General features: G+C 45.6%; 4 protein-coding genes. 1 reads left to right on the top strand and 3 read right to left on the bottom strand.

What is annotated here, in order from left to right; translation table 11 throughout:
* Positions 1-378: 378 nt before the first annotated feature.
* Both ndhD1 and PX636_RS10930 read right to left on the bottom strand, forming a co-directional pair.
* Positions 379-1962, bottom strand: a complete 1584-nt coding sequence (gene ndhD1 / locus PX636_RS10935) for a photosynthetic/respiratory NAD(P)H-quinone oxidoreductase subunit D1 (RefSeq protein ID WP_012264249.1) — start codon at positions 1960-1962, stop codon at positions 379-381.
* A 498-nt stretch (positions 1963-2460) separates the two neighbouring features.
* Complete coding sequence (locus PX636_RS10930; protein ID WP_287664201.1) at positions 2461-3198, bottom strand: phycocyanobilin:ferredoxin oxidoreductase; 738 nt, start codon at positions 3196-3198, stop codon at positions 2461-2463.
* A gap of 232 nt (positions 3199-3430) precedes the next feature.
* Here PX636_RS10930 and PX636_RS10925 point away from each other — a divergent pair, with 232 nt between their 5' ends.
* On the top strand, positions 3431-5743 hold the full coding sequence (locus PX636_RS10925; RefSeq protein ID WP_288117167.1) for a transglutaminase TgpA family protein: 2313 nt from the start codon (positions 3431-3433) through the stop codon (positions 5741-5743).
* Positions 5744-5905: 162 nt separating this feature from the next.
* On the opposite strand, the gene PX636_RS22880 is transcribed toward PX636_RS10925, so the two are convergent.
* Positions 5906-6001, bottom strand: a 96-nt coding sequence (locus PX636_RS22880; RefSeq protein ID WP_502882876.1) for a type II toxin-antitoxin system HicA family toxin, incomplete at its 5' end; no start/stop codon positions are given.

Genomic DNA, 6001 nt, shown 5'->3' with positions numbered 1-6001 from the left:
TCTCGCGTAGCGAGCGCGTTGCGACCGCCTAATCTTCTTTGGGCGCGATTGCTCCAGTGGGGACTAATTCTGATAATTCTCCAGGCTGTACTCGTTAGCGATCGCATTAAAATAATGACACAATCAATTAAAAGTATAATAATACTAAATCCGTTGAGTAACGCACAGAAAACGGGTTTCTCCGAGAAACCCGTTTTCTACTCATGCAAAAGGCAAAAGGGAGAATAAATAATCATTCTTTAATAACCGGATCTAATATTAGTAAAAATTATCAATTGAATGTTAAGAAGTGCGGAAAGTGGGATTTAATACTGCTCACTTAAAACTCAAATCTGATAACTGGTAACTGGTAACTGATAACTGATAACTGATAACTCCTTAGATTTCGGGGGCTTTTAGGGAATAAAGGGAGAAACTGGGGGTTTTTGCCTTTGCCTGTTGCACTAAACTGGGGACAGAATTACGCACTAGGGCGGTTAATTTATTGGTAGTAGCATCGTAAATCGTCGTCGCCACTTTGGGATAGAGTCCAATGCCGATAATTGGCACTAATAGAGAAGCGATGATAAAGACTTCCCGGGGTTCCGCATCCACTAGGGCATGGTGTTCTTCTAATTCCTTATTTTCCGGCCCGTAGAGAATTTCTCGCAACATGGACAAGAGATAAATCGGGGTGAGAATGACACCGATAGCCGCTAAAAAGACGATGATGACGCGGAAAGTGGGACTATAGGCATCACTGGTGGCAAAACCGATAAATACCATTAATTCCGCCACAAAACCGCTCATCCCGGGCAAAGCCAGGGAAGCGAGGGAACAGGTAGTCCACATGGCAAAAACTTTCTTCATTTTCTTGCCGACACCGCCCATCTCGTCTAACATCAGGGTATGGGTGCGATCGTAGGTACAACCGACCATAAAGAATAAACTCGCCCCAATCAGTCCGTGGGAAATCATCTGTAGCATCGCCCCACTTGTGCCAATATCGGTAAAGGAAGCCATACCAATCAGGACAAATCCCATGTGAGAGATGGAAGAATAGGCAATTTTGCGCTTAAGATTGCGTTGGGCAAAGGAGGTTAAGGCGGCGTAGATAATATTAACTACCCCTAAAATCACCAAAACGGGCGCGAAAACGGCGTGAGCATCGGGTAACATCCCCATATTCATGCGTAGGAGCGCATAACCACCCATTTTAAGCAAAATTCCCGCTAGTAACATATGGGCAGGGGCAGTGGCTTCGCCGTGGGCATCTGGTAGCCAAGTATGGAGGGGGAAAATCGGCAATTTTACCCCGTAGGCAATCAGGAAACCGGCGTAGAGGAATAATTGCAGTTTCAGGGGGAAATCCTTGCCAGCAATAGTCACCATGTCAAAGGAGACGGTATCGCCATAAAAAGCCATCGTCAGCGCCGCTACAAGGATGAATAGGGAGCCTCCGGCGGTGTAAAGGATAAATTTGGTGGCCGCGTAGAGACGGCGTTTACCGCCCCAAATAGAGAGGATCAGATAGACGGGGACCAATTCTAATTCCCAGACGAGGAAGAACAGTAACAGATCCTGCACGGCAAACACCGCAATCTGTCCCCCGTACATCAACAGCATCAGGAAGTAGAATAGTTTCGGTTTAAAAGTGACCGGCCAAGCCGCTAAGATAGCCAGAGTGGTGATAAATCCCGTTAAGATAATCAGAGGCATGGAGAGGCCATCGGCTCCTAAGGACCATCTTAGGTCAATTTCGGGCAACCATTGGTAACTTTCCACTAATTGCAGATTGGGATTAGCGAAATCGTAACTGCTATAGAAAGCGTAGATAATTAGGGCAAAGTCGATTAATCCCACCGTCAGAGCAAACCATCTCACGGTTTTACCGTCTTTATCGGGAATTATGGGAACCAATAAAGCGGCGACGATGGGAAAAAGGATGATGGCAGTTAACCAAGGAAAGTTCGTTAGATTCATCGGCTGTTTTAATATTTATTTAATCGTCAGAATCGAGAAATTAAGCTAGGGCTTTTAACGGTTTTACCTAGCAAAACCGCCTTTTTTCTCTTGTTCTCGCGGTTACATTTGACTGTACCTAAATCAATCTAGCAATTATTTTCCTATCCTTGTCTGTTAATATTGTTAAGTTTCAAGAGACTGCTGGCCTAATTAGGGTTTGAGAGTTCAAAAATGGGAAAAATAGCGATGAGGTTGCAGAAAATCTCTAAATTAAGTGGGTAGGTGTTAAAAATTGTCGGCTCCCCCCCATACTAATGGTAGGGTTGATTCATGAATCAACCCTGCGATGAATCAACCCTACGATGAATCAACCCTACGATGAATCAACCCTACGATGAATCAACCCTAGGATGAATCAACCCTAGGATGAATCAACCCTACGATGAATCAACCCTACGATGAATCAACCCTACGATGAATCAACCCTAGGAGCAAGGGGGGAGGGGATAGTTCAGTTTAATCGGGTAAATCGAAGAGAACCCCCGTCATATAAAGCTCTGCCCATTCCCAACCAAAGGCTTTTTCTAGTACACGCCGAGTTTTATCGTTTTTCTGCTGTTGACTACAATAATCCCGTTGTCCCTGTAAATAAATGCGCGCTTCTTCCCCGGAAAGAGGCTGACTTTCCTTAGCACATTTGCAGTGAATTGTCAAGAAATCTGTAACTCTTTGTAAAAATTGTCGTTCCTCGGCGGCGGTTTCGGGACGAATAAACAGACAATATTGGGAGAAAATATGACCCCAAGGCGGTAAATCACGAGCTTGGGCGAAATCGGCCGCAGGTAAAGCCGCTAAAGCTTGATTATAGGCACTAGGGAGAGTTTTATCGCTACTGGTGGGAGAAAGATCCACAATAGCGGCACTGATTCCCGCTTTGCCGGAGACTATATCACATCCAAACATCGGCAGCGGATATTCTGGACGGGGGAACATGACACAGTGGAGAATATCCAAACCATTGCCCAGTTTAGCCAATTCTAGGTGCATTTTGCGGAACTGGGGAGTTTGATAGCAGCGATTCTCGATAATTAATTTTTCCCCTTCTAAACGTCCCTCCACATAGCCTAAACCTTCCGGCAACTCAAAGGGCGACAAATCAAGATAATTTTCCCAGTGGGACAGAATTGCCGTGGCTAATTGTCCAATCAGGGGATGAAGTAACGGTAAAATTTCAGGGTTGGTAACGGCTATCATGGGTCAGTAATCAGTTATCAGTTATCAGTAATCAGTCATCAGTCATCAGTTATCAGTTATCAGTCATCAGTTATCGGCTTTTTTCTCCTTATCTCCCCTGCTCACCTCTCCCTTCTCCTGTCTCCTGCATCCTGACTCCTGACATCTAAAATCCACTTTACCTCATGGAGCGATCGAGATTAGAACTGGGAAATATAAAATTAACTTCTTTGTCCTTCTCCCAATTTACCCTATGGTTAGCAGTGCCGCTCGTCCAAGACCTTCCTTAAAAACCCTCTGGCAAAAGATAGAATCTTCTCCCTTGCCGGAAACCGAGGAATCGATTATTTTAAGAATTCTGGTGCAAGCTTTAGTAATCGTCGGTATTATCGCCACCGATGTGGCTACCGATAGTTATACCAGTATTTGGGCTGTTCCTCTCAGTATTATCGGCGGAATCTGGAGTTGGCGACGCAGGAAAAAGCGCAATATCGGGGCAAAATTTTGTATAGCGATCGGAATGTTAGTGGTGTTGGCGCTATTCTTGGGTAATATCGTTGCGATGCAGGATAGTCGCATTGCCCTAACACAATTATTAATTCAACTGCAAATTCTCCATAGTTTTGACCTGCCCCGACGCAAAGATTTAGGGTATTCTATGGTAATCGGTTTAATTCTCTTGGGAGTCGCTGGGACAATCTCCGAAACCCTCGCTTTTGCGCCTTGGTTAATCCTCTTTCTGTTTTTATCCCTACCTACTCTAGTTTTAGACTACCGTTCTCGTTTAGGTTTAGATAATCTCAATCAGAGTCTCCCTTTCTTCTCAAAGAAATCCCCGCATCTAGCCACAAAAAAATTAGTTTCCCCGCAAAATTCTCCCCTTTCTCCCAAACGTTTTGGGATTTTCTTTCTGACAATTCTCCTCTTGGGATTGACAATTTTTGCTCTGATGCCGCGTTTTCCTGGTTATCAAATTCAATCTTTTCCCGTCAATAGTCCCGAGGGTATGGAAAATCAGGGTTTTGAACAGGGAGACAGACAAATCGTTAACCCCGGCTATGTGCGCGAGGGTGAAACGGCGAAGGGTGGCGTAAATGGCGGTAATAGTCCCACTACAGGGTCAGGACAGTTAGATTCTACCTTTTATTACGGTTTTAACCCCCAAATCAACCAAAATTTGCGGGGAAGTATGACTCCCCAGACAGTCATGCGGGTACGTTCCCAAGCCCCCGGATTCTGGCGGGCTATGGCCTTTGATCGCTATACTGGTCAAGGGTGGCAAATCTCGCGAGATCAAGAATTAGAGGATTTAAATCGCAGTAGTTGGTCCTACCGCTTTTTTGTGCCACTACCCGCAACCCAAGCAAAAACCCATCAGGTAGTCCAAACCTACAGCATTGTCTCCAGTTTACCGAATATTATCCCTGCTCTTACTTCGCCTCAGTTTCTCTTTTTTCCTACCCGACAGGTATCTTTGGACCGAGAAAATAGCTTAAGGTCGCCGGGGGGATTAGCAGAAGGGCTAACTTATACTGTAATCTCACAAGTGCCGGAACGCAATCGCAGCCAACTGCGATCGGCTCCAGAAACCTACCCTAAGTCTATTCTCAAGCATTATTTACAAATTCCTGCCGAAATTGCCCCGAAAGTCCGCCGAAAAACCGAGGAATTGCTGGCCAAATCTCCCAAACCGTTAACCTCTCCCTACGAGAAGGCCCTATATTTGGCCCAAGCATTAAAGCAAAACTACGAATTAAAAACCGATTTGCCCTTTTTAGCCAAAAATGAGGATTTAGTCTCGGCCTTTTTGTTTCGTTTTCAGGGGGGTTACGCCGATCATTTTTCCACCGTGTTAACGATTATGTTACGCTCGATCGGTATTCCTGCCCGATTAGCCACCGGTTTTGCCCCTGGCCAGTTTAATCCTTTCACTGGCTTTTATGTTGTCCAAAATACGGACGCTTACGCCATCACAGAGGTGTTTTTCCCTGGTTACGGTTGGTACACTTTCGATCCTATCCCGGGCCACGAATTAATTCCCCCATCCTTTGAGCAAGCGGAACCTTTTAGCGTCCTCAAGCAATTTTGGCAATGGGTAGCCGGATGGTTGCCTTCCCCAGTCACGGGTTTTCTCGGTCTGATTTGGGAAAATGTTATCGTTACTATCGGTCAGTTATTGACCTGGTTATGGCGCTTTATTTCCGGCAGTCTTTTCGGGGGAATTCTCGGCGGTTTAGTCGGGGTCGTCTTCGCCTACGCTGGTTGGTTAGGATGGGGACAGTTCCATCGTTGGCGTAGGAGTCGCAAGTTAGCAAAACTACCACCAATCGAGCGTTTATACCAGCAAATGTTAGGAATCTTAACAGAAGCCGGTTATGGCAAACATCCCGCTCAAACTCCTTTAGAATACGCCGCCGCCGCCCGCAGCGTCCAACCGCCGCCAGTGGCGAATATTATCGAGGAGATTGCTCGCGCCTACGTTGATTGGCGTTATGGCGGTAAATCGGCTAATATCGAGAGTTTACGCCAACGTTTTCGAGAGTTGCCCAAGCTAGTGAAAAAATGAGCTTGAGCCTATAGTTAGGGTTTGCGGCAAAAAGTTTTTCAGCAAATCCTAAATAATCAATAACTGGATTTAGTATTACGGGTTAAGAAACCGAGAAAACGGGTTTCTTTAGGAAACCCGTTTTCTGGACCTCGGTGCTTAACCTAACGGTGCTGGGGATATTTATAATAAGGTAATAAACTGATCCACGCTCAACTCGGCGTCTCTAATAATTGAACGCAAAGTTCCCTTTGCCAGTTTGGGGTGATCTGGGACAAC

It is taken from the genome of Microcystis sp. M53598_WE2, assembly GCF_030067735.1.
GTDB classification, from domain to species: domain Bacteria; phylum Cyanobacteriota; class Cyanobacteriia; order Cyanobacteriales; family Microcystaceae; genus Microcystis; species Microcystis aeruginosa.
Note: the sequence above shows the minus strand (reverse complement) of the source record. Positions and strands in the feature narration are given on the sequence as shown.